The sequence below is a fragment of the Paraburkholderia edwinii genome, assembly GCF_019428685.1.
Classification (GTDB): domain Bacteria; phylum Pseudomonadota; class Gammaproteobacteria; order Burkholderiales; family Burkholderiaceae; genus Paraburkholderia; species Paraburkholderia edwinii.
This window is the reverse complement of the sequence record NZ_CP080095.1, coordinates 3,020,372-3,041,258: the sequence shown is the minus strand read 5'-3', so window position 1 is coordinate 3,041,258 and position 20,887 is coordinate 3,020,372. Positions and strand designations below refer to the sequence as shown.

Below are 20,887 nucleotides of genomic sequence, written 5' to 3'. Positions count from 1 at the left end.
GCGCCGCCGGATGCCGTCTGGTCACTTCGCCCGGCGGAGAAGGTCCGGCGGTCCGGCACAAGGCGGCAGTTCGCGGCATCGGCTCGGTGTACGCGGGTTGGTGTGCCCGGGTTGATTGCAATATGACCTGCGCCACATGCATTACCGGGATCGCCAATGAATTTGGCGGCGCTTGCCCGAACCAGCATTTCACCCCTACAGTTCCACGTTGTTGTCTACTGCGCGATCTGGATATCTCTATGCCCACTGCCTATAAACGCGTCCTCCTGAAACTCTCCGGTGAAGCTCTGATGGGCGACGATGCCTTCGGCATCAATCGCGCGACGATCGAAAGAATGGTGGCGGACGTGGCCGAAGTGGTGCGGCTCGGTACGCAACTCGCCGTCGTGATCGGCGGCGGCAATATTTTCCGCGGTGTCGCGGGTGGCGCGGCCGGCATGGACCGCGCGACCGCCGACTATATGGGCATGCTCGCGACGATGATGAACGCGCTCGCACTGCAGGACGCGATGCGTCATGCGGGCATCGAGGCGCGTGTCCAGTCGGCGCTGCGCATGGATCAGGTGGTCGAGCCGTACATTCGCCCGCGCGCGATCCGTCAGCTCGAAGAAGGCAAGGTCGTGATCTTCGCGGCCGGCACCGGCAATCCGTTCTTCACGACCGACACGGCCGCCGCGCTGCGCGGCTCGGAAGTGGGCGCGGAAGTCGTGCTGAAGGCCACCAAGGTCGACGGCGTCTATTCGGCCGATCCGCGCAAGGATGCGTCGGCCACGCGCTATACGACGATCAGCTTCGACGAGGCAATCGGCCGCAATTTGCAGGTGATGGACGCCACGGCGTTCGCGCTGTGCCGCGATCAGAAGCTGCCGATCCGTGTGTTTTCGATCGTTAAACCCGGGGCGCTCAAGCGCATTATCCAGGGCGAAGACGAAGGCACCCTCGTGCACGTGTAAACTCTTTGTCACATCAGCTGGGTTCGAGCGCGAGCCCGGGCCGCGGCCATGCGCCTGCTGGCCGGCTCGCATCGTTTTGAAGGTTCGGAGGTTTAATCATGTCTGTGGCTGACATCAAGAAGGGCGCTGAACAGAAAATGCAGCGCTCGATCGACGCGTTCAAGAACGATCTGTCGAAGATCCGCACGGGCCGTGCGCATACGGGGCTGCTCGACCACATCCAGGTCGACTACTACGGCTCGCCCGTGCCGATTTCTCAGGTTGCGAACCTGACGCTCGTCGATGCTCGCACGATCGGCGTTCAGCCGTGGGAAAAGAAAATGGTCACGGTGGTCGAAAAGGCCATCCGTGAATCGGACCTGGGCCTGAACCCGGCCGCGCAGGGCGATGTGATCCGCGTGCCGATGCCGGCCCTGACCGAGGAACGCCGCCGCGAGCTGACGAAGGTCGTCAAGAGCGAAGGCGAAACGGCCAAGGTGGCGGTGCGCAACCTGCGCCGCGACGCGAACGAGCAACTGAAAAAGCTCGTGAAAGACAAAGAGATTTCCGAAGACGACGAGCGTCGCGCCGGTGACGACGTGCAGAAGCTGACGGACAAATTCGTCGCGGAAATCGACAAGCTCGTGCAGACGAAAGAAGCCGAGATCATGACGGTCTGATGCCGCGCGGCATCGGCACCTTCAAGTCTTTACTTCTTCATTTGCAGAGTTACTTCCCGACGGCCATGACCTATACCAGCTCAACCGTTCTCGTGCCTGATGTCTCGGCTGTGCCGCGTCACATCGCGATCATCATGGACGGCAACGGCCGCTGGGCGACGCAGCGCCGGCTGCCTCGCGTGGCGGGCCATTCGCGCGGCGTCGACGCGGTGCGTGCGACGGTCGAAGCGTGCGCGCGGCGCGGCGTCGAGTATCTGACGCTGTTTGCATTCAGCTCCGAAAACTGGCGGCGTCCGGAAGACGAAGTGTCGTTCCTGATGCGCTTGTTCGTCACGGCGCTCGAACGTGAAATCGGCAAGCTGCATGCGAACGGCATCAAACTGCGCGTGGTCGGCGATCTGTCGGCGTTCGACCGGCGCATTCAGGATCTGATCCGCCGCGCGGAAACCAAGACCGCGCGCAATACGCGGCTGACGCTGACGATTGCCGCCAATTACGGCGGCCGCTGGGACATCATGCAAGCTACCCGCAAGCTTGTCGACGAGGCGGCGCTCACGGGCCGTCCGGTCGAAGTCAGCGAGGAAGCCTTCAGCGAGCATCTCGCGATGGCCTATGCCCCGGAGCCGGACCTTTTTATCCGCACCGGCGGGGAGCAGCGCGTCTCCAACTTCCTGCTCTGGCAACTGGCGTACACCGAGTTCTACTTCACCGACACGTTCTGGCCGGATTTCGACGCCGATGCGCTGAACCACGCGATCGGGTCGTATACCGAGCGGGAGCGGCGCTTTGGCCGTACCAGCGCCCAGCTCGAGACGCAGTCGCCGCAGTCGCAGAACGCCGATTCGCTTTCATGCTGAAGACCCGTGTCATCACGGCGATCGTTCTGCTCGCGGTGCTCGTGCCCGTTACGCTGTTTGCGCCGATCGGCGCATTCGGCGCGCTGATCGCATTCGTGGTCGTGTTTGCTGCGTGGGAATGGGCGCGGCTTCTGAAGCTGACGGGCGCGGGGCCGATCGTCTACGCGATCGTCGCGGCGCTCGCGCTCGTGGCCAGCACGAAGCTCGGCGTCGGATTCGTCGCACCACGGCCGCTCTTCGAGGCCGCGGCGATTTTCTGGGTGCTGGTCGGGCCGTTCGTGCTGATTCGTAAGCCCACGCTGGCCGAAGGCGGCTGGCGCGCGTTCCTGCTGGTGGCGGGCATCGTGACGTTCGCGGCGTGCTGGCATGCGCTCGTGGCCGCGCGCATCGCCGGCGTCGCATTCGTGCTTTCCCTGCTGCTGGTGGTCTGGCTGGCCGATATCGGCGCATACTTCGCCGGTAAGGCTTTCGGAAAGCACAAGCTGGCGCCGGCCATCAGCCCCGGCAAGACCTGGGAGGGTGCGATCGGCGGCTGGCTCGCGGTGATGATCGTGGCCGCGCTTGCGGTGCTCACCCGCGCATTCGAGCCGACCCTGTTTTATGCGCTACTGGAACACCTCGGTTCCATTCGTGCGTTCATTGCGCTGACGCTGCTCGTCGCGTTCAGCGTGGTCGGCGATCTGTTCGAGTCGATGTTGAAACGCCAGGCCGGCGTCAAGGATTCGAGCGGCCTTCTGCCCGGCCACGGCGGTGTGCTCGACCGCATCGACGCGTTGTTGCCCGTGCTGCCGCTCGCCATGCTGCTGCTCGGCTAGAGAAAAGAGACATGAAGAAACGATTGACCCTGCTCGGTTCCACCGGCTCGATTGGAGACAGCACGCTCGACGTGGTGGCGCGTCACCCCGAGCGTTTTTCCGTCTATGCGCTTTCTGCGCACCGCAACGGCGACAAGCTCGTCGAACAATGTCTGCGCTTCAAGCCTGAAGTGGCCGTGGTCGGCGATGCTGCCACTGCCCAGCAGGTCGAGGGCAAGCTGCGCGCCGCCGGCTGCAACACCGAAGTGCTGCATGGACCGCAGGCGCTCGTCGATATCTCGGCAAGCGAAGGCTGCGATACGGTCGTCGCGGCGATCGTCGGCGCCGCGGGTCTCGCGCCGAGCCTCGCGGCCGCGCGCGCCGGCAAACGCATCCTGCTCGCGAACAAGGAAGCGCTCGTGATGTCGGGCGCGATCTTTATGGACGCGGTGCGCGACAACGGCGCGATCCTGCTGCCGGTCGACAGCGAACACAACGCGATTTTCCAGTGCCTGCCGCGCGAAGCGGCGCTGCACGGCGGCGTCTCGAAGATCATCCTGACCGCATCGGGCGGACCGTTCCGCACGCGCGAACCGGCGAGCCTCGTCGACGTGACGCCGGAAGAAGCCTGCAAGCATCCGAACTGGGTCATGGGCCGCAAGATCTCGGTCGACTCCGCGACGATGATGAACAAGGGCCTCGAGGTGATCGAAGCGCATTGGCTCTTCAACCTCGCAGGCGACCGTATCGACGTGCTGATCCATCCGCAAAGCGTGATTCACTCGCTCGTGTCGTATGCGGACGGATCGGTGCTCGCGCAACTGGGCAATCCCGATATGCGCACGCCGATCGCCCACGCGCTCGCGTTTCCGGAGCGTGTCGATTCGGGCGTGGCGCAGCTCGACCTCGCGCAGGTCGCCACGCTGTCGTTTGAAAAACCCGATTACGCGCGCTTCCCGTGTCTCGCGCTCGCGATGAAGGCGCTCGCGGCAGGCGGCGTGGCCAGCGCGGCGCTCAATGCGGCCAATGAAATCGCCGTCGACGCGTTTCTCACGCGCCGCATCGGTTTTACCGCCATCGCGCAGGTTGTCGATGCCGTGTTGAACGCGCTGCCCAATCGCGCCGCATCGAGCCTCGACGACGTGATCGAAGCCGATGCTGCGGCGCGGCGTGCGGCGACATCGATGATCGAGACGCTGCCGTCGCTCGCGCGGCGCTCGGAGCGCGCCACTCAGTGAGGCGTTTATGAATCTGCTGACCGAAGTACTCGCCTTTATCGTTGCGATCGGCGTGCTGGTGGTCGTACACGAGTACGGCCACTACAGCGTCGCGCGATTGTGCGGCGTGAAGGTGCTGCGTTTCTCGATCGGTTTCGGCAAGCCGCTTGCGCAGTGGGTCAGCAGGAAAACCGGCACGCAATGGACGATTGCGATGCTGCCGCTCGGCGGCTACGTGAAGATGCTCGACGAGCGCGAAGACGGCGCCCGCATTCCCGACGACGAACTGCGTTATGCGTTTAACCGGCAATCGGTCGGCAAGCGCTTTGCGATCGTCGCGGCAGGGCCGATCGCCAACTTCCTGCTGGCCATCGTGTTGTTTGCCGCGGTATTCGCGACCGGCGTGACGGAGCCCGCGGCCATCGTCGCCTCGCCCGCAATGAATACGGCCGCGGCGCACGCCGGTTTCGAAGGCGGCGAAACAGTCAGCGCGGTGCGCGACGCGAGCGGCGGAGAAGCGGAGCCGGTGCGTTCGTGGTCCGACTTGCGCTGGAAGCTGCTCGGTGCCGCGTTCGATCATCGCAATGTCGTACTGACCGCGAAGGACAGGAACGGCACGTTCGACTTTCCGCTGAGCCTCGAGAGCCTGTCGGACAAGGAAGTCGATGACAATTTCATGTCGCGTCTGGGCTTCGAGCCCGGCGGCGGCACGCTGTCGGTTGCCGGTGTGCAGCGCGGCAGCGCGGCGCAAAAGGCGGGCCTTCAGGCAGGCGATCGTCTGCGCTCGGTCGACGGCCATCCGGCCGATAACGCGACCACGTTCATCAACTACATCAAGTCGCACGCGGGCAAGCCGATCACGCTGCAAGTCGAGCGCGGCGCGCATGCGCCGCAAGCCGGCAGCGAGGCTGGCGCGCCGTCGGGCATTCAGTCCAATATGCAGCCCGGCACGATGCATACGATTACGCTCGTGCCCAACGCGCAGCGCGACGATGCGACCGGCGAGAACGTCGGCCGTATCGGCGCCGAACTCGCGACGCAAGTGCCTTCGATCGACGTGCGTTACGGACCGATCGAGAGTCTGCGGCTCGGCGCAGACCGCACGTGGGAACTCGGTGTCTATTCGATACGGATGTTCGGCCGCATGATTGTCGGCGAAGCATCGCTCAAAAATCTGTCGGGTCCGGTGACGATTGCTGACTATGCAGGCAAGAGCGCAAGGCTCGGACCGTCAGCATTCCTGTCGTTCCTCGCGCTTGTCAGCATAAGCCTCGGCGTTCTCAACCTTTTACCAATTCCGGTATTGGACGGGGGGCATCTGTTATATTATTTGGTTGAGGCGGTTACGGGTAAGGCGGTATCCGATCGCTGGCAGCTGGTTCTTCAAAGAGCGGGACTCGCGTGCATCGTCGCCCTGTCGGCGATTGCGCTTTTTAACGATCTTGCCCGTTTAATCCATTTTTAAAGGTGTCAGGCGGCGTTCGCAACGACCGTCGGACCTGATGCAGCTATAACACTGGGGAAGCACGTTGTTCAAACCTCATCGCTTTGTTCCTAAAACAGTTGTAGCCGCGGCATTCGCCGCGCATGGGCTGGTCGCCCACGCAACGACACCCTTTGTGGTGCAAGACATTCGGATCGAGGGTTTGCAACGGGTCGAACCGGGTACCGTGTTCTCGTATCTGCCGATCAAGCAGGGCGATACGTTCACCGACGATAAAGCTTCTGAAGCAATCCGCGCACTGTATGCGACGGGCTTTTTCAACGATGTCAAGATTGCGACCGAAGGCAATGTCGTGATCGTCCAGGTGGCCGAGCGTCCGGCCATCGGCACAATCGATTTCTCCGGCATTCACGAATTCGAAAAAGACAACCTGACGAAAGCATTGCGCGCGGTGGGTCTGTCGCAAGGCCGGTACTACGACAAGGCGCTCGTCGACAAGGCCGAACAGGAACTGAAGCGCCAATACCTGACACGCGGCTTCTATGCAGCGGAAGTCACCACGACGGTCACGCCGATCGACCGCAATCGCGTGGGCCTGCTGTTCTCGGTGGTCGAAGGCCCGAGCGCGAAGATCCGCCAGATCAACTTCATCGGCAACAAGGCTTTCAGCACCGGCACGCTGCGCGACGAAATGCAGCTGTCCACGCCGAACTGGTTTTCCTGGTACACGAAGAACGATCTGTATTCGAAGGAAAAGCTGACCGGCGACCTCGAAAACGTGCGTTCGTACTACCTCAATCGCGGCTATCTCGAGTTCAACATCGAGTCGACCCAGGTGTCGATCACGCCCGATAAAAAGGACATGTACCTGACGATCACGCTGCACGAGGGCGAGCCGTACACGATCTCGAGCATCAAACTCGCGGGTAACCTGCTCGATCGCGAGGCCGAGCTCACCAAGCTGATCAAGATCAAACCGGGCGAGCGCTTCTCGGCCGAAAAGCTGCAGGCCACCACCAAGGCGATCGTCGACAAGCTCGGCGAATACGGCTACGCGTTTGCCACCGTCAACGCGCTGCCGCAAATCGACCAGGAGCATCACAAGGTCGACCTCACGCTGCAGGTCGATCCGAGCCGCCGCGTCTACGTGCGCCGCGTCAACGTGGTCGGCAACACACGTACGCGCGATGAAGTCGTACGCCGCGAAATGCGCCAGCTCGAAAGCTCGTGGTTCGATTCGAACCGCCTCGCGCTGTCGAAGGACCGCATCAACCGTCTCGGCTACTTCACCGATGTCGACGTGACCACAGTGCCCGTCGAAGGCACGCCCGACCAGGTCGACGTCGATGTGAAGGTCGCGGAAAAGCCGACCGGCGCGATTACGCTCGGTGCGGGCTTCTCGTCGACGGATAAGGTGGTGCTGTCGGCCGGTGTATCGCAGGACAACGTGTTCGGTTCCGGCACCAGTCTGTCGGTTAACGTGAACACCGCGAAGACGTATCGCACGCTGACGGTCACCCAGGTCGACCCGTACTTCACGGTGGACGGCATCAAGCGCATCACGGACGTCTACTACCGCACGTACGAACCGCTCTTCTATTCGACCGATTCGAGCTTCCGGATCGTGACGGTCGGGGGCGATCTCAAGTTCGGTATCCCGTTCTCCGAAGTCGATACGGTCTTCTTCGGCGTGGGCTTTGAACAGAACACGCTCGACGTCGACGCGAGCACGCCGCAGACGTACAAGAACTACGTGCAGGACTTCGGCCGCGTGTCGAACAACGTGCCGCTCACGGTCGGCTGGTCGCGCGACGCGCGTGACAGTGCGCTGGTGCCGAGCCGTGGCTACTTCACGCAGGCAAATGCCGAATACGGTACGCCGGTTGGCGGCACGCAGTACTACAAGGCCGATTTGCAGGCGCAGTACTATTACTCGTTTGCGCGCGGCTTCGTGCTCGGCTTTAACGTGCAGGGCGGCTACGGTAACGGTATCGGCAACCCGTATCCGATCTTCAAGAACTACTATGCGGGCGGTATCGGTTCGGTGCGCGGCTATGAGCCGAGCTCGCTGGGTCCGCGCGACAAGACCACGAACGATCCGGTCGGCGGCAACAAGATGTTCGTCGGCAATATCGAACTCACGTTCCCGCTGCCCGGTACCGGCTATGACCGCACGCTGCGCGTGTTCACCTTCATCGACGCCGGTAACGTCTGGGGTGATCCGGCCCAGGGCGGCGACACGACGGTCGGCTCGAACGGCCTGCGCTACGCTTACGGCTTTGGTCTCGCGTGGATTTCGCCGATCGGGCCGCTCAAGCTGAGCTTGGGCTTCCCAATCCAGAAGCACACGGGCGACCAGTATCAGAAGTTCCAGTTCCAGATCGGGACGGCATTCTGACCGGACGAACGGCGACCCTTACAGTATCGAGAGGATGACTTTGCTAACCGGTATGATTTCGAAACGTGTGGCATGCGCTGTGGCGCTGACGGTGGCCTTGGGGGCGGGCATCGTGCAAGCCGCGCAGGCGCAGGAAGCGCGCATTGCGGCGGTCAATTCGGACCGCATCCTGCGCGAATCGTCGGCGGCGAAGGCTGCCCAGGCGAAGCTCGAAGCCGAGTTCGCGAAGCGCGACAAGGATCTGCAGGATATGGCGCAGCGTTTGAAGTCGATGTCCGATTCGCTCGACAAGAATGGTCCGACCATGTCGCCGACCGACCGCGCACAGAAGCAGCGCGACCTGTCGCAGCTCGATAGCGATTTTCAGCGCAAGCAACGCGAGTTTCGTGAAGATCTGAACCAGCGCCGCAATGAAGAACTGGCCGCGGTGCTGGATCGCGCGAACAAGGTCATCAAGCAGATCGCCGAACAGCAGCACTACGATCTGATCGTGCAGGAAGCGGTGTATGTGAGCCCGCGCATCGATATCACCGATCAGGTATTGAAGGCGCTGGCCGCGCCGAACAATACGAACTAAAGCAGCGAACTAAAGCAGCGAACTGACGCGGCGAACTCATGCAGTGAAATAAAGCAGCGAACGCAGGTAAAAATCAGCAAGCCGGTACCGAAGCCCTCGCTCCCGGTATCCTTTCAAGCGCCAACCTGGGCGCTAACCGAAATCAGGAGCAGTACACGCATATGGCTTTTACGCTCGAGGAGATCGCCAGACGCTTCGGCGGCGACATTATCGGAGACCGCACGCATCGCGTCAGCAATCTGGCGCCGCTGGATCAGGCCGGGCCGGAACATCTGGCGTTCCTCGCGAACCCCAAGTATCTGTCGCAGGTCGATACCACCCAGGCCGGGGCCGTGCTGATCAACGCGGACGATCTCGCGAAACTCGCGTCGCCCGACGGACGTAACTTCATCGTCACGCCGAATCCGTACGCTTACTTCGCCCGCGTCGCGCAGGCATTTATCGACCTTGCTTCTCCCAAAGCCGTGCCGGGTGTGCATCGAAGCGCAAACGTCGATGCGACCGCGCAGGTTGCCGCGAGTGCGGTGATCGGTCCGAATGTGACCGTCGAAGCGGGCGCGGTGATAGGCGAAAACGTGCGTCTCGATGCGAATGTGTTCGTCGGCCGCGGCACGCGGATCGGCGCCGGTTCGCGTCTGTATCCGAATGTCACCGTGTACCATGGCTGCACCCTCGGCGAGCGCGCGATCGTGCAGTCCGGTGCGGTGATCGGTTCCGACGGCTTTGGTTTCGCGCCGGACTTCGTCGGCGACGGCGACGCGCGCACGGGCAGCTGGGTCAAGATTCCGCAGGTCGGCGGTGTGACGATCGGTCCCGATGTCGAGATCGGCGCGAACACGACGATCGACCGCGGCGCGATGGCCGATACGGTGATCGAGGAATGCGTGAAAATCGATAACCTCGTGCAAATTGCGCACAATTGCCGGATCGGCGCGTATACGGTGATCGCTGGCTGTGCGGGCATCGCGGGCAGCACGACGATCGGCAAGCACTGTATGATCGGCGGCGCGGTTGGCATCGCCGGCCATGTGACGCTCGGCGACTACGTCATCATTACCGCGAAGTCGGGTGTCTCGAAGTCGCTGTTGAAGCCGGGTTTGTACACGAGCGCGTTTCCGGCCGTCGAGCATGCGGAGTGGAACAAAAGCGCCGCGCTGCTGCGCAATCTCGACAAGCTGCGCGACCGGATCAAGGCGCTCGAGGCCAAGGTTGCAGGCGACGCGAGCGGCAAGGCGTAAGGTCGTAAAGGCAACAGACTCAACAGTAAAGGCCGGAGCGCGGCCAAAAAGCGCGGCCAAAAAGCGCGGCCAAAAAGCGCGGCCAGGCCCCGCAGCAATATGCGCGGCTCAATGCGCGAGCAACAAACGACAACAAGGGAGCAGACACGCACAATCGAGAAGCGCCGGCCGACACCGCCAGACAGATTTGAGGCAGGCGGAGCGGACCCCGGGGGCCCCGTTGTCGCCGGGTATCCCGAGCGGCCCGGTAGAACCTGGTAGCGACCTGGTAGCGACTCAGTAAAGCGGATCTGATGAAGCGACCTGATGAAACGGCATGATGAAGCGACCTCGGGGCCGCACGTGACCCACTCACTGCACCAGCATCCGCTTTATCGTTGCGCCATCGATCGCCAGGCTGCGACCAAACTGCGACGAAATTGCGTGTGAAACGAAATACCATGAGCACCGAAAAAATCAACCTCGACATTCACAAGATTCTGACGCTGCTGCCGCATCGCTACCCGATCCTGCTGGTCGACCGGGTCATCGAGCTCGAACCGCACAAGGCGATCAAGGCGCTGAAGAATGTCACGATCAACGAGCCGTACTTCGTCGGGCACTTTCCGAAGCGCCCGGTGATGCCCGGCGTGCTGATTCTCGAAGCGCTCGCGCAAACGGCCGCGCTGCTGACGTTCGCGGAAGAACCGCACGATCCCGACAACACGCTGTATCTGTTCGTCGGCATCGACAATGCGCGCTTCAAGCGCGTCGTCGAGCCGGGCGACCAGCTGATTCTGAACGTGACGTTCGAGCGTCATATGCGCGGCATCTGGAAGTTCAAGGCGCGCGCGGAAGTCGACGGCGCGGTTGCCGCGGAAGCGGACCTGATGTGCGCGGTGCGCACGTCGGACGAAGGCTGACGGCAGCAAGACTCAACGCCAACTGGAATAGAAAGCGAGGGCGCATGAGCAGGATTCATCCCACTGCGATCATCGAGCCGGGTGCACAGATCGACGACACGGTCGAAATCGGACCGTACGCCATCGTCGGCGCAAACGTCACGATCGGCGCGCGGACCACGGTCGGTTCGCATAGCGTGATCGAAGGTCACACGACGCTCGGCGAAGACAACACGATCGGCCACTACGCATCGATCGGCGGCCGGCCGCAGGACATGAAGTACAACGGCGAGCCGACGAAGCTCGCGATCGGCAACCGCAACACGATCCGCGAATTCACGACGATCCACACCGGCACCGTGCAGGACACGGGTGTGACGACGGTCGGCGACGACAACTGGATCATGGCGTACGTGCATATCGGTCACGACTGCCAGATCGGCAACAACGTGATTCTGTCGAGCAATGCGCAGATGGCCGGGCATGTGCTGATCGACGACTATGCGATCGTCGGCGGCATGTCGGGCGTCCATCAATTTGTGCGCATCGGCGCGCATTCGATGCTGGGCGGCGCGTCGGCACTCGTGCAGGACGTTCCGCCGTTCGTGATCGCGGCCGGCAACAAGGCCGAACCACACGGCATCAATGTCGAAGGGCTGCGCAGGCGCGGCTTTTCGCCCGATGCGATTTCGGCGCTGCGTTCGGCGTACCGGCTGCTGTACAAGAACGGCCTGTCGCTCGAAGACGCGAAGGTGCAGTTGCGCGAGCTCGCATCGGCGGGCGGCGACGGCGACGAAGCGGTGCGTGCGTTCGTCGACTTCGTCGAGTCGTCGCAGCGCGGCATCATCCGCTAACGCGCGATGTCGCTGCACTCCAGCCAGCCGCGGCTAGCGATGGTCGCCGGCGAACCGTCCGGCGACATACTCGGCGCGGCGCTGCTCGACGGCCTCGCGGCGCGGCTGCCGGCCGCGCGCAGTTACGGCATTGGCGGCCCGCGCATGATCGCGCATGGCTTCGACGCGCATTTCCCGATGGAAAAGCTGACGGTGCGCGGCTATGTCGAAGCGCTGCGGCATATTCCCGAGATTCTCGGCATCCGCAACGAACTGAAGCGGCAGCTGCTCGCGGATCCGCCTGACGCGTTCGTCGGTATCGATGCGCCGGACTTCAATTTCTCCCTCGAACACGCACTGCGCGACGCCGGCATTCCGACCGTTCACCTCGTGTGTCCATCGATCTGGGCGTGGCGCGGCGGGCGCATCAAGAAGATCGTGAAAGCGGTCGACCATATGCTGTGCGTGTTTCCGTTCGAGAAACCGCTGCTTGAAAAAGCTGGCGTCGCGGCGACCTATGTCGGCCATCCGCTGGCCGACCAGATTCCGCTCGAACCCGACGTAGCCGGCGCGCGCGTCACGCTCGGCCTGCCTGCCAGCGGCCCTGTGATCGCCGTGCTGCCGGGCAGCCGCCGCTCGGAAATCGAACTGATCGGCCCGACCTTCTTTGAGGCGATGGCGCTGATGCAGCAGCGCGAACCCGGCGTCCGCTTCGTGATGCCGGCCGCGACGCCGGCGTTGCGCGAACAGCTCAAGCCGCTTATCGATGCGCATCCAGGACTCGCACTGACCGTAACCGACGGCAACGCGCAGCTCGCCATGACCGCTGCCGACGCGCTGCTCGTAAAGAGCGGCACGGTCACGCTTGAAGCGGCGCTGCTCAAGAAGCCGATGGTGATTTCGTACAAGGTGCCCTGGCTCACAGGGCAGATCATGCATCGGCAGGCTTACCTGCCGTATGTCGGGCTGCCGAACATTCTCGCGGGGCGCTTTATCGTGCCCGAAATCCTGCAGCATTTCGCCACGCCGCAAGCGCTTGCCGATGCGACGTTGACGCAGTTGCGCGACGACGCAAACCGGCGCACGCTGACGGAAATTTTCACGGAAATGCATCACGCGCTCAGGCAGAACACCGCGCAGCGAGCCGCGGACGCGGTCGCGCAGGTTGTCGAGTCGCGTCACAAGGGGCGGGCATGAGCGAGAAAGCGCCTGCGGGCCGCACGAAGACTACCGCGGCTGAAAAGGCGAAAAGCGCGCCGAAAAAGGTCAGGACGGTGGTCGCGCAAACCGTGGCGGTCGTGCAGCCGGGGTTCGATTTCGAATCGCCGCTCGATGTGATTTGCGGCGTCGACGAAGCCGGACGCGGACCGCTGGCCGGTCCGGTCGTGGCCGCCGCGGTCATCCTCGATCCGAAGCGGCGCATTCGCGGCCTCGACGACTCGAAGGTGCTGAACCCGAAGAAGCGCGAAGCGCTCTACGACAAGATCGTCGAGCGTTCGCTCGCGTGGTGTGTCGCGTCGGCTTCGGTCGAGGAAATCGATACGCTGAATATCCTGCACGCGACCATGCTCGCGATGAAACGCGCCGTCGAAGGGCTCTCGATCGTGCCGACGCTCGCGAAGATCGACGGCAATCGTTGTCCGACGCTGAGCGTGCGCAGCGAGGCGATCGTGAGCGGCGATGCGCTCGTTCCTTGCATTTCGGCGGCATCGATTATCGCGAAGGTCACGCGCGACCGCATGTTGCTCGATCTGCATCAAACGTTCCCCATGTACGGGTTCGATGCGCATGCGGGCTACGGCACGCCACAGCATCTGCTGGCGCTGCGCGAGCATGGGCCTTGCGCGCATCATCGGCGCTCGTTTGCGCCGGTGCGCGAGGCGCATCTGCGGCTCGGCATCGCGCTTGACGATCTGCCGTCCGGAATCGCGGTCGTCGAACCGCCGACCTTCGGCGACGACGCCTTTAACGACGCATCGCTCGACCTCGATCGTCCGCCGTTCTGAACGACGCGGCGCGGCTGAGCCTCCAGACGAGATATGTCCGACGAAGCCCTAGACCCGAAGTCGCAGACGTGAAGCCCCAGACGTGAAGCCCCAGACGTGAAGCCCCAGACGTGAAGCCCCAGACGTGAAGCCCCAGACGTGAAGCCCCAGACGTGAAGCCCCAGACGTGAAGCCCATCACCTCGCGCGACAATCCGCTCTACAAACGCCTGAAGGCGCTCGCCGGCTCGACGCATCAGCAGCGCCGCAGCGCGCATGCGCTGCTCGAAGGGTTCCACCTTGCGAGCGCGTATCTCGACGCGGTCGGCCAGCCGGAAACCTGCGTCGTCACCGAAGGCGCATTGCGTCACGACGAAGCTCAGGCGATCGTCGCGCGCATCGAAACGTCGCGCATCGTCACGCTGCCCGATACGTTGTTCGGTCAGCTATCGAATGTCGTCAATGGGGTCGGCATGCTGCTGCTCGTCGAACGGCCGGCCATGTCGCTGCCCGAACGCGTGGCGCACAGCTGCGTCGTGCTCGATGGTGTGCAGGACGCGGGCAATGTCGGTTCGATTCTGCGCAGTGCGGCCGCGGCCGGTATCGGCGATGTGTTCTGCATGCAGGGCACCGCCTATGCATGGGCATCGAAGGTGCTGCGCTCGGCGATGGGCGCGCACTTTCTGCTGCGCGTTCACGAGGACATCGAACCGCCTGCGCTGATCGAGCGGCTTGCGGTGCCGGTCGCGATCACCGATTCGCACGGCGCACAGGCGCTTTACGACTGCGATCTGTCGGGTCAGCTTGCGTGGGTGTTCGGCAATGAAGGCGCGGGTGTGTCGGCGGCGTGGCGCGCCGCGGTTACGCATCGGGTCACGATTCCGCAGCCGGGCGGCATGGAGTCATTGAACGTCGCGGCTGCTGCTGCGGTATGTCTATTCGAGCAGTGCAGGCAGCAGCGCGGACGTTAATGACGTCGGGCGGACGTCTGGCCGAGGTCACGCCGAGGTCACGCAATAAACCAATCAGTAAGAAGGCCGGTCGAGCCTGATTTCCTGCAGGATCGTCGTCGCGATTTCTTCGATCGACTTGTGCGTCGACGACAGCCACTTGATTCCCTCACGCCGCATCATCGCTTCCGCTTCGTTGATCTCATAGCGGCAACTCTCGATTGACGCGTACTTGCTGCCGGGGCGCCGCTCGTTGCGGATTTCGGCGAGGCGCTGCGGATCGATCGACAGTCCGAACATTTTCTCGCGATGCGCAAGCAGCGGCGTGGGTAGCTTGGCGCGTTCGAAGTCCTCGGGGATCAGCGGATAGTTCGCCGCTTTCACGCCGTACTGCATCGCGAGGTACAGGCTCGTCGGCGTCTTGCCGCTGCGCGATACGCCGACCAGAATCACATCGGCTTCGGCGAGATTGCGGTTCGACTGGCCGTCGTCGTGCGCGAGCGAGAAGTTGATCGCTTCGATGCGGTTCTTGTATTCCTCGGTGTCGGCGTTCTGGTGCCCGCGGCCCATCGCATGGCTCGACTTCAGCTCGAGTTCCTGCTCGAGCGGCTCGACGAAAGTCTGGAACATGTCGAGCACGAGCGCATTCGAATCCTTGACGATCTGGTTCGACCCGCTGTTCACGAGCGTCGTGAAGACGATCGGCCGGCGGCCTTCCTGGCGGCCCGCTTCGTTGATCTTCTCGAGCGTCGCGTAGGCTTTTTCCGTCGAGTCGACAAACGGCACGCGAACGAGCCGGAATTTCTGGTCGAACTGGGAGAGGATCGAATGCGCGAAGGTTTCGGCAGTGATCCCGGTACCGTCGGAAACGATGAATACGGTGGGCGGCATCAGTCTGAAGGGAACGTGAGCGGTAAAGACCGTTCGAACAAAGGGTGCGGCATGGAATGTGCATCATGCCGTATGCGATGCTTCAATGCCGTGTGCCAATACGATACGTCAATGCGTGGCCGTATCGATGCGACATGATGTACTGCGGATGCGCCGCGCGCTGCAGCAAACGCCCGCCGGCTGGGCTTCTGCGCGATTTTACCCGCATCTTCGCACGTATCTTCGCGCCATTGTTGGCCGGCCGGCACATTTCCGCGAATCGGCACGGTAGAATAGCGGCAACCTGTTGGATAAGCAATTGCAAGCAAACCGAAGGCCAAGGCCGCTCAGGTGTCGTCTGGGCGTCAGCCGGGCGTCGGTTTAGCGGGTGACGATGGCTGGCGATTGCTTCTCCGATTGCTTCTCCAACAGGTTGCGCAAGACGCGCGACCGCTTCCTATGAGCGCCGCGCGTGCAAGCCCACTTGCGCAATCGTGTATTTCTTCCACTCTTAGGGGCTTGTATGACTAACGCAGTTAACGTCGCAAAGGACAAGGCGTATGTAGTTCCGTTCGAACAGTTGCGAATGACCGACGTGGATATTGTCGGCGGCAAGAATGCTTCGCTTGGCGAGATGATCAGTCAGCTCGCCGAAGCTGGCGTTCAGGTGCCGACCGGCTTCGCCACCACCGCGCTCGCCTTTCGCGATTTCCTGCATCACAACAATCTGACCGAACGCATTGCGCAACGTCTCGAAACGCTCGACGTCGATGACGTGAAGGCGCTCGCCGCCGCCGGCAAGGAAATTCGCCAGTGGATCGTCGATGCGCCGATGCAGGCGCGCCTCGAGGAGGAAATTCGCGGCGCGTTTGAGACGCTGTCGAAGAGCTCGCCCGAGCTGTCGTTTGCCGTGCGTTCGTCGGCCACGGCCGAAGACCTGCCCGACGCATCGTTTGCCGGTCAGCAGGAGAGCTACCTGAACGTGGTCGGCATCGAAGACGTGCTCGATCGCATGAAGCACGTGTTCGCCTCGCTGTACAACGACCGCGCCATCTCGTATCGCGTCCACAAGGGCTTCACGCATGCCGAAGTCGCGTTGTCGGCCGGTGTGCAGCGTATGGTGCGCTCGGACGTCGGCGCGGCCGGCGTGATGTTCACGCTCGATACCGAATCGGGCTTCAAGGACGCCGTGTTCATCACGTCGAGCTACGGCCTGGGCGAAACGGTCGTGCAGGGCGCGGTCAATCCGGACGAGTTCTACGTTTTCAAGACGACGCTCGAGCAGGGCAAGTACCCGATCATCCGCCGTTCGATCGGCTCGAAGCTCATCAAGATGGAGTTCACGAAGGCCGGCGAACAAGGCCGCGTGAAGACCGTCGACGTGACGCCCGAGCAGCGCAACCGCTACTCGATCACCGACGAAGACGTGATCCAGCTCGCGAAATACGCGGTGATCATCGAAAAGCACTACCAGCGCCCGATGGACATCGAGTGGGGCAAGGACGGCCGCGACGGCAAGATCTTTATCCTGCAGGCGCGTCCTGAGACGGTGAAGAGCCAGGGGCACGGCAAGGCCGAGCAGCGCTTCAAGCTGAAGGGCCAGTCGCAGGTGCTCGCCACGGGCCGCGCAATCGGCCAGAAGGTCGGCGCGGGTCCGGTGCGCGTGATCCACGATCCGTCGGAGATGGAGCGTGTGCAGCCGGGCGACGTGCTCGTCGCCGACATGACCGACCCGAACTGGGAGCCGGTCATGAAGCGCGCGTCCGCGATCGTCACGAATCGCGGCGGACGCACCTGTCACGCGGCGATCATCGCGCGTGAGCTCGGCGTGCCGGCGGTGGTCGGCTGCGGCGACGCAACGGACGTGCTGAAGGACGGCGCGCTCGTCACCGTGTCGTGCGCCGAAGGCGATGAAGGGCGCATCTACGACGGCCTGCTCGAAACCGAAGTGACCGAAGTGCAGCGCGGTGAACTGCCGCCGATCCCGACGAAGATCATGATGAACGTCGGCAATCCGCAACTCGCGTTCGACTTCTCGCAGTTGCCGAACGCCGGTGTGGGTCTCGCGCGTCTCGAGTTCATCATCAACAACAACATCGGCGTGCACCCGAAGGCGATTCTCGAGTACCCGAACGTCGATCAGGATCTGAAGAAGGCGGTCGAGAGCGTCGCACGCGGCCATGCATCGCCGCGCGCGTTCTATGTCGACAAGCTGACCGAAGGCATCGCGACGATTGCCGCGGCGTTCTATCCGAAGCCCGTCATCGTGCGTCTGTCGGACTTCAAGTCGAACGAGTACAAGAAGCTGATCGGCGGTTCGCGTTACGAGCCGGATGAAGAGAACCCGATGCTCGGCTTCCGCGGCGCCTCGCGCTATATCGCCGAAGACTTCGCGCTCGCATTCGAGATGGAATGCGCGGCATTGAAGCGGGTGCGGGAAGAGATGGGACTCGATAACGTCGAGATCATGGTGCCGTTCGTGCGCACGCTGAAGCAGGCGGAGCGCGTGGTCGGACTGCTCGAGAAGTTCGGGTTGAAGCGCGGCGAGAAGGGCCTCAAGCTCATCATGATGTGCGAGGTGCCGTCGAACGCGATTCTTGCCGAAGAGTTCCTGCAGTACTTCGACGGCTTCTCGATCGGCTCGAACGACCTTACGCAGCTGACGCTCGGCCTCGACCGCGATTCGGGCATGGAACTGCTCGCGGCCGATTTCGACGAACGCGATCCGGCGGTCAAGTTCATGCTCAAGCGCGCGATCGACACGTGCCTGCGCCTGAACAAGTACGTCGGCATCTGCGGTCAGGGCCCGTCCGATCATCCGGATTTCGCGCAGTGGCTGACCGAAATCGGCATCGCGTCGATGTCGCTGAATCCGGACACGATCATCGAGACGTGGCAGGCACTGGCGAAGTTGCAGACGAAGTAAGCAGCACGCATGGTTTCGAGCGGCACCGTAAAAATGTGCTGCTCGAGTCGTAAAGAAGCGTCAATTCCACCGCAAATCGCTCCAGATTCGCGCTGAGTTCGTGCTATAAAACACCCCGGATGGTTCCGGGGTGTTTTGCTTTGGGGAGGCCGAAGTGGCGCTAACAGGCTGGTTCTGGTGGATTGGCGCGGGCGTGCTGATCGTGCTCGAGCTGATGAGCGGCACGTTCTATCTGCTGATGATCGCGCTCGGCTTTATCGCCGCGGCGCTCGCGCGTCTCGCGGGCGCGCAGTTGCCCGTGCAGATCGCGGTGGCGGCGCTGGTCGCACTTGTCGCGGTGGCGCTGTTGCGGCGTTCGCGTTTCGGCCGCAACAAGCGCCCGGAAGCCGCACACAATCCCGACGTCAATCTCGATATCGGCGCGACGCTGACAGTGCCCGAGTGGCACGAGCGCCGCGCGCGCACGCAGTATCGCGGCGCGGCCTGGGACGTCGAGCTCGCGCCCGGCGAACCCGAAGACGCGCGCGTGTATCGGGTCACTGCGTTGCGCGGCAGTTGTCTGGTGGTGGTCGCCAGTCCCGACCGGTAGCGAACCGCTAGCCGGCCGGGAACAGGCCGATAGACTGGGCCGAAGGCGGACCGATAGCCAGGCACATCAGCAGGCCGACAAGCGGGCCGATAAGCCGGCCCATAAGCGCGCCGATAACCAGGCCGAAACGCAGCATAACGAAGCAAACCAGAAAAGGGGTGCAGCAATGGAATCGACGATCTTCGCGGTCGTGTTTCTGATTATCGTGATCGTGCTGGTGGGCCGGACGATCAAGATCGTGCCGCAGCAGCATGCATGGATTGTCGAGCGGCTCGGCCGCTACCATGCGACGTTGACGCCGGGCGCCACGCTCGTACTGCCGTTTATCGATCGCATCGCGTACAAGCACGTGTTGAAAGAGATCCCGCTCGACGTGCCGAGCCAGGTCTGCATCACGCGCGACAATACGCAATTGCAGGTGGACGGCGTGCTGTATTTTCAGGTGACGGACCCGATGAAGGCGTCGTACGGCTCGAGCAACTTCGTGTTCGCGATTACGCAGTTGTCGCAGACCACGCTGCGTTCGGTGATCGGCAAGCTCGAACTGGACAAGACCTTCGAGGAACGCGACTTTATCAATCACAGCATCGTGTCCGCGCTCGACGAGGCCGCATCGAACTGGGGCGTGAAGGTGCTGCGTTACGAAATCAAGGATCTGACGCCGCCGAAGGAAATCCTGCACGCGATGCAGCAGCAGATCACCGCGGAGCGCGAAAAGCGCGCGCTGATCGCGGCGTCCGAAGGCCGCAAGCAGGAGCAGATCAATATCGCGTCGGGCGGTCGCGAGGCAGCGATCCAGAAGTCCGAAGGCGAGCGGCAGGCATCGATCAATCAGGCGCAAGGCCAGGCGGCGGCGATTCTCGCGGTGGCGGAAGCGAATGCGCAGGCAATTCAGAAGATCGCCGCGGCAATCCAGTCGACGGGCGGCATGGAAGCCGTGAATCTGAAGGTGGCCGAGCAGTATGTGAATGCGTTCGCGAATCTTGCCAAGCAGGGCAATACGCTAATCGTGCCGGGTAATTTGTCGGAAATGAGCTCGATGATTGCGTCGGCGCTCACAATCGTTAAACAGCAGAAGGGCGCAAACGCCTGACTTTTTTCATTGACGGGGGCGCTTGAGCAGGCCCCGCGACGGCCACCGGCATGCCTGAACGCCGTTCAGGCATCAGCGCCCGCACTGGCGCCGAAGCCGAAGCCGACGCTGAACCAAATCACGTCGGCGTGCGCATCAGCCGCGCCTTCTCACGCTCCCAATCACGTTTCTTCTCGGTCTCGCGCTTGTCGTGCAGCTTCTTGCCCTTGGCGAGCCCGATCTCGCATTTGACGCGGCCACCCTTGTAGTGAAAATTCAGCGGCACGAGCGTATAGCCGCGCTGCTCGACCTTGCCGATCAGCTTGCTGATTTCCTCTGAGTGCAGCAGCAGCTTGCGCGTGCGCACCGGGTCCGGATTGATGTGCGTCGACGCTTCGGGCAACGGGCTGATGTGCGTGCCGATCAGAAACAGCTCCGCGTTCTTGATCACCACGTAGCCTTCCTTGATCTGCCCGCGGCCCGCGCGCAACGCCTTGACTTCCCATCCTTCGAGCACGAGTCCGGCTTCGTAGCGCTCCTCGATCGAGTAATCGAAGAAGGCCTTCCTGTTTTCGATGATGCTCATGAATGGAAATTGCCCAACTCGTTTAAAATCACGATTTTAGCAAAGCAAAGCCGGAAACC

General features: G+C 62.6%; 19 protein-coding genes. 17 read left to right on the top strand and 2 right to left on the bottom strand.

Annotation, left to right across the window (positions count from 1 at the left end):
• The first annotated feature begins 239 nt into the window (after nt 1–239).
• From pyrH to KZJ38_RS13390, 14 genes are all read left to right on the top strand, one after another.
• Nucleotides 240–953, top strand: a complete 714-nt coding sequence (pyrH, locus tag KZJ38_RS13455; RefSeq protein ID WP_075156870.1) for a UMP kinase — start codon at nt 240–242, stop codon at nt 951–953.
• 98 nt (nt 954–1,051) lie between these two features.
• Nucleotides 1,052–1,612, top strand: a complete 561-nt coding sequence (frr, locus tag KZJ38_RS13450; protein WP_219796371.1) for a ribosome recycling factor — start codon at nt 1,052–1,054, stop codon at nt 1,610–1,612.
• 65 nt (nt 1,613–1,677) lie between these two features.
• Complete coding sequence (gene uppS, locus KZJ38_RS13445; RefSeq protein WP_219796369.1) at nt 1,678–2,469, top strand: polyprenyl diphosphate synthase; 792 nt, start codon at nt 1,678–1,680, stop codon at nt 2,467–2,469.
• Nucleotides 2,463–3,284 carry a phosphatidate cytidylyltransferase gene (locus KZJ38_RS13440; RefSeq protein WP_219796368.1) on the top strand — a complete coding sequence of 274 codons (822 nt, stop codon included), beginning with the start codon at nt 2,463–2,465 and terminating at the stop codon, nt 3,282–3,284. Before uppS ends, KZJ38_RS13440 begins: the two co-directional genes overlap by 7 nt.
• Before the next feature lie 11 nt (nt 3,285–3,295).
• Nucleotides 3,296–4,501, top strand: coding sequence for a 1-deoxy-D-xylulose-5-phosphate reductoisomerase (locus KZJ38_RS13435; RefSeq protein WP_219796367.1), 1,206 nt, complete (start codon nt 3,296–3,298; stop codon nt 4,499–4,501).
• 7 nt (nt 4,502–4,508) lie between these two features.
• Nucleotides 4,509–5,945 (top strand): RIP metalloprotease RseP, encoded by a 1,437-nt coding sequence (gene rseP / locus KZJ38_RS13430; protein ID WP_219796366.1) that lies wholly within the window; start codon nt 4,509–4,511, stop codon nt 5,943–5,945.
• 64 nt (nt 5,946–6,009) lie between these two features.
• A complete protein-coding gene (bamA, locus tag KZJ38_RS13425) occupies nt 6,010–8,322 on the top strand; it encodes an outer membrane protein assembly factor BamA (RefSeq protein ID WP_219796365.1) in 2,313 nt (770 codons plus the stop codon).
• A gap of 34 nt (nt 8,323–8,356) precedes the next feature.
• The gene (locus KZJ38_RS13420; RefSeq protein WP_219796364.1) at nt 8,357–8,899 is read left to right on the top strand and encodes an OmpH/Skp family outer membrane protein; all 543 of its coding nucleotides are present in this window, start codon (nt 8,357–8,359) and stop codon (nt 8,897–8,899) included.
• 161 nt (nt 8,900–9,060) lie between these two features.
• On the top strand, nt 9,061–10,137 hold the full coding sequence (gene lpxD / locus KZJ38_RS13415) for a UDP-3-O-(3-hydroxymyristoyl)glucosamine N-acyltransferase (RefSeq protein WP_219796363.1): 1,077 nt from the start codon (nt 9,061–9,063) through the stop codon (nt 10,135–10,137).
• Between the two features lie 440 nt (nt 10,138–10,577).
• On the top strand, nt 10,578–11,039 hold the full coding sequence (fabZ, locus tag KZJ38_RS13410) for a 3-hydroxyacyl-ACP dehydratase FabZ (RefSeq protein WP_075156878.1): 462 nt from the start codon (nt 10,578–10,580) through the stop codon (nt 11,037–11,039).
• Between the two features lie 44 nt (nt 11,040–11,083).
• Nucleotides 11,084–11,872 (top strand): acyl-ACP--UDP-N-acetylglucosamine O-acyltransferase, encoded by a 789-nt coding sequence (gene lpxA / locus KZJ38_RS13405; RefSeq protein ID WP_219796362.1) that lies wholly within the window; start codon nt 11,084–11,086, stop codon nt 11,870–11,872.
• Nucleotides 11,873–11,878: 6 nt separating this feature from the next.
• Nucleotides 11,879–13,048: a lipid-A-disaccharide synthase gene (lpxB, locus tag KZJ38_RS13400; protein ID WP_219796361.1), complete on the top strand. Its 1,170-nt coding sequence runs from the start codon at nt 11,879–11,881 to the stop codon at nt 13,046–13,048.
• Nucleotides 13,045–13,857 carry a ribonuclease HII gene (gene rnhB, locus KZJ38_RS13395; RefSeq protein ID WP_219796359.1) on the top strand — a complete coding sequence of 271 codons (813 nt, stop codon included), beginning with the start codon at nt 13,045–13,047 and terminating at the stop codon, nt 13,855–13,857. The genes lpxB and rnhB overlap by 4 nt, the downstream gene beginning before the upstream one ends.
• A 166-nt stretch (nt 13,858–14,023) precedes the next feature.
• Complete coding sequence (locus KZJ38_RS13390) at nt 14,024–14,806, top strand: TrmH family RNA methyltransferase (RefSeq protein ID WP_219796358.1); 783 nt, start codon at nt 14,024–14,026, stop codon at nt 14,804–14,806.
• Nucleotides 14,807–14,860: 54 nt separating this feature from the next.
• Here the strand turns inward: KZJ38_RS13390 and ppsR are convergent, their stop codons facing one another.
• Complete coding sequence (gene ppsR, locus KZJ38_RS13385; RefSeq protein WP_219796356.1) at nt 14,861–15,676, bottom strand: posphoenolpyruvate synthetase regulatory kinase/phosphorylase PpsR; 816 nt, start codon at nt 15,674–15,676, stop codon at nt 14,861–14,863.
• Between the two features lie 502 nt (nt 15,677–16,178).
• On the opposite strand from ppsR, the gene ppsA reads away from it, so the two are divergent.
• The 3 genes from ppsA to KZJ38_RS13370 all read left to right on the top strand — a co-directional run bounded on the left by ppsA (nt 16,179) and on the right by KZJ38_RS13370 (nt 20,263).
• On the top strand, nt 16,179–18,581 hold the full coding sequence (gene ppsA / locus KZJ38_RS13380; protein WP_219796355.1) for a phosphoenolpyruvate synthase: 2,403 nt from the start codon (nt 16,179–16,181) through the stop codon (nt 18,579–18,581).
• A gap of 154 nt (nt 18,582–18,735) precedes the next feature.
• Nucleotides 18,736–19,170: an NfeD family protein gene (locus tag KZJ38_RS13375; protein WP_219796354.1), complete on the top strand. Its 435-nt coding sequence runs from the start codon at nt 18,736–18,738 to the stop codon at nt 19,168–19,170.
• 166 nt (nt 19,171–19,336) lie between these two features.
• The gene (locus tag KZJ38_RS13370) at nt 19,337–20,263 is read left to right on the top strand and encodes an SPFH domain-containing protein (protein ID WP_219796353.1); all 927 of its coding nucleotides are present in this window, start codon (nt 19,337–19,339) and stop codon (nt 20,261–20,263) included.
• Between the two features lie 118 nt (nt 20,264–20,381).
• On the opposite strand, the gene smpB is transcribed toward KZJ38_RS13370, so the two are convergent.
• On the bottom strand, nt 20,382–20,828 hold the full coding sequence (smpB, locus tag KZJ38_RS13365) for an SsrA-binding protein SmpB (protein WP_219796352.1): 447 nt from the start codon (nt 20,826–20,828) through the stop codon (nt 20,382–20,384).
• Nucleotides 20,829–20,887: the final 59 nt, after the last annotated feature.

Coding starts and splice junctions, on each gene's coding strand:
- rseP (WP_219796366.1), top strand. CDS start 4,509: ATGAATCTGCTGACCGAAGTACTCGCCTTTATCGTTGCGATCGGCGTG.
- rnhB (WP_219796359.1), top strand. CDS start 13,045: ATGAGCGAGAAAGCGCCTGCGGGCCGCACGAAGACTACCGCGGCTGAA.
- ppsR (WP_219796356.1), bottom strand. CDS start 15,676: ATGCCGCCCACCGTATTCATCGTTTCCGACGGTACCGGGATCACTGCC.
- KZJ38_RS13370 (WP_219796353.1), top strand. CDS start 19,337: ATGGAATCGACGATCTTCGCGGTCGTGTTTCTGATTATCGTGATCGTG.
- KZJ38_RS13440 (WP_219796368.1), top strand. CDS start 2,463: ATGCTGAAGACCCGTGTCATCACGGCGATCGTTCTGCTCGCGGTGCTC.
- uppS (WP_219796369.1), top strand. CDS start 1,678: ATGACCTATACCAGCTCAACCGTTCTCGTGCCTGATGTCTCGGCTGTG.
- smpB (WP_219796352.1), bottom strand. CDS start 20,828: ATGAGCATCATCGAAAACAGGAAGGCCTTCTTCGATTACTCGATCGAG.
- lpxB (WP_219796361.1), top strand. CDS start 11,879: ATGTCGCTGCACTCCAGCCAGCCGCGGCTAGCGATGGTCGCCGGCGAA.
- lpxD (WP_219796363.1), top strand. CDS start 9,061: ATGGCTTTTACGCTCGAGGAGATCGCCAGACGCTTCGGCGGCGACATT.
- fabZ (WP_075156878.1), top strand. CDS start 10,578: ATGAGCACCGAAAAAATCAACCTCGACATTCACAAGATTCTGACGCTG.
- KZJ38_RS13435 (WP_219796367.1), top strand. CDS start 3,296: ATGAAGAAACGATTGACCCTGCTCGGTTCCACCGGCTCGATTGGAGAC.
- ppsA (WP_219796355.1), top strand. CDS start 16,179: ATGACTAACGCAGTTAACGTCGCAAAGGACAAGGCGTATGTAGTTCCG.
- pyrH (WP_075156870.1), top strand. CDS start 240: ATGCCCACTGCCTATAAACGCGTCCTCCTGAAACTCTCCGGTGAAGCT.
- frr (WP_219796371.1), top strand. CDS start 1,052: ATGTCTGTGGCTGACATCAAGAAGGGCGCTGAACAGAAAATGCAGCGC.
- lpxA (WP_219796362.1), top strand. CDS start 11,084: ATGAGCAGGATTCATCCCACTGCGATCATCGAGCCGGGTGCACAGATC.
- KZJ38_RS13420 (WP_219796364.1), top strand. CDS start 8,357: ATGACTTTGCTAACCGGTATGATTTCGAAACGTGTGGCATGCGCTGTG.